This window comes from Gilliamella sp. Nev3-1, from assembly GCF_001690435.1.
Taxonomy (GTDB): Bacteria; Pseudomonadota; Gammaproteobacteria; order Enterobacterales; family Orbaceae; genus Gilliamella; species Gilliamella apicola_C.
The window spans coordinates 1-2624 of record NZ_LZHN01000052.1; the positions used below are offsets into that span (position 1 = coordinate 1).

Genomic DNA, 2624 nt, shown 5'->3' on the forward strand with positions numbered 1-2624 from the left:
AGTGGCGGACGGGTGAGTAAAGTATGGGGATCTGCCGAATGGAGGGGGACAACAGTTGGAAACGACTGCTAATACCGCATAAAGTTGAGAGACCAAAGCATGGGACCTTTGGGCCATGCGCCATTTGATGAACCCATATGGGATTAGCTAGTAGGTGGGGTAAAGGCTCACCTAGGCGACGATCTCTAGCTGGTCTGAGAGGATGGCCAGCCACACTGGAACTGAGACACGGTCCAGACTCCTACGGGAGGCAGCAGTGGGGAATATTGCACAATGGGGGGAACCCTGATGCAGCCATGCCGCGTGTATGAAGAAGGCCTTCGGGTTGTAAAGTACTTTCGGTGATGAGGAAGGTGTTGTATCTAATAGGTGCAACAATTGACGTTAATTACAGAAGAAGCACCGGCTAACTCCGTGCCAGCAGCCGCGGTAATACGGAGGGTGCGAGCGTTAATCGGAATGACTGGGCGTAAAGGGCATGTAGGCGGATAATTAAGTTAGGTGTGAAAGCCCTGGGCTCAACCTAGGAATTGCACTTAAAACTGGTTAACTAGAGTATTGTAGAGGAAGGTAGAATTCCACGTGTAGCGGTGAAATGCGTAGAGATGTGGAGGAATACCGGTGGCGAAGGCGGCCTTCTGGACAGATACTGACGCTGAGATGCGAAAGCGTGGGGAGCAAACAGGATTAGATACCCTGGTAGTCCACGCTGTAAACGATGTCGATTTGGAGTTTGTTGCCTAGAGTGATGGGCTCCGAAGCTAACGCGATAAATCGACCGCCTGGGGAGTACGGCCGCAAGGTTAAAACTCAAATGAATTGACGGGGGCCCGCACAAGCGGTGGAGCATGTGGTTTAATTCGATGCAACGCGAAGAACCTTACCTGGTCTTGACATCCACAGAATCCTGTAGAGATATGGGAGTGCCTTCGGGAACTGTGAGACAGGTGCTGCATGGCTGTCGTCAGCTCGTGTTGTGAAATGTTGGGTTAAGTCCCGCAACGAGCGCAACCCTTATCCTTTGTTGCCATCGGTTTGGCCGGGAACTCAAAGGAGACTGCCGTTGATAAAGCGGAGGAAGGTGGGGACGACGTCAAGTCATCATGGCCCTTACGACCAGGGCTACACACGTGCTACAATGGCGTATACAAAGGGAGGCGACCTCGCGAGAGCAAGCGGACCTCATAAAGTACGTCTAAGTCCGGATTGGAGTCTGCAACTCGACTCCATGAAGTCGGAATCGCTAGTAATCGTGAATCAGAATGTCACGGTGAATACGTTCCCGGGCCTTGTACACACCGCCCGTCACACCATGGGAGTGGGTTGCACCAGAAGTAGATAGCTTAACCTTCGGGAGGGCGTTTACCACGGTGTGGTTCATGACTGGGGTGAAGTCGTAACAAGGTAACCGTAGGGGAACCTGCGGTTGGATCACCTCCTTACGAAGAGCTCGTAAGTGTTCACACAGATTGTTTGTTTAGAATAGAAATAATTCAGTCCCCTTCGTCTAGAGGCCTAGGACATCGCCCTTTCACGGCGGTAACAGGGGTTCGAATCCCCTAGGGGACGCCATAAAGTGCGACGGAATTATTTTTAAAAAATTATGTTTGTATTTGCTTGGTTTAGTGTTTGAGTGAATAGAAAGATAAAGCTCTTTAACAATTAGGAACAAGCTGAAAGAAACGAGTTCTCGTTTTTACGGAAAGCTTTTATTTTTGGTTTAATGATATATTCAATAGATATGGAGTTAAGTTAAGGAAATAAAAAGCATTGAAGTAAGAAAGAGAAAAAAGCGTAAATTGAAAACCAAGACAACTGTGAGTTGTAAGGTTAAGAAATTAAGCGTACACGGTGGATGCCTAGGCAATCAGAGGCGAAGAAGGACGTGTTAATCTGCGAAAAGCGACGGTGAGCCGATAAAAGGCGCTATAGCCGTTGATGTCCGAATGGGGAAACCCAGTGTAGGTGACTACACTATCATATAATGAATTCATAGTTATATGAGGCGAACCGGGAGAACTGAAACATCTAAGTACCCCGAGGAAAAGAAATCAACCGAGATTCCCTAAGTAGCGGCGAGCGAAAGGGGAGTAGCCCAAGCGGGTAGCATGATGTATTAGTGGAAGCGTCTGGAAAGTCGCACGATAGAGGGTGAAAGTCCCGTACATGAAAATGCATGATGTGGAAGCTTATAGAGTAGGGCGGGACACGTGATATCCTGTCTGAAGAAGGGGGGACCATCCTCCAAGGCTAAATACTCCTGATTGACCGATAGTGAACCAGTACCGTGAGGGAAAGGCGAAAAGAACCCCGGGAGGGGAGTGAAATAGACCCTGAAACCGTGTACGTACAATCAGTGGGAGCTGTTACCGTTGGGTAATAGTGACTGCGTACCTTTTGTATAATGGGTCAGCGACTTATATTCTGTAGCGAGGTTAACCGAATAGGGGAGCCGAAGGGAAACCGAGTATTAACTGTGCGTTAAGTTGCAGGGTATAGACCCGAAACCCGGTGATCTAGCCATGGGCAGGTTGAAGGTTGGTTAACACTAACTGGAGGACCGAACCGACTAATGTTGAAAAATTAGCGGATGACCTGTGGCTGGGGGTGAAAGGCCAATCAAA

The 2624-nt window shown here is 48.9% G+C and carries 1 tRNA gene and 2 rRNA genes; all 3 read left to right on the plus strand.

The features are described 5' to 3' along the window. Positions 1–1442: ribosomal RNA gene (locus A9G40_RS07980) — 16S ribosomal RNA — on the plus strand; the annotation flags it as partial. 54 nt (positions 1443–1496) lie between these two features. After that, positions 1497–1572, plus strand: a tRNA-Glu gene (locus A9G40_RS07985). Positions 1573–1828: 256 nt separating this feature from the next. Then, positions 1829–2624, plus strand: a 23S ribosomal RNA gene (locus tag A9G40_RS07990); the annotation flags it as partial.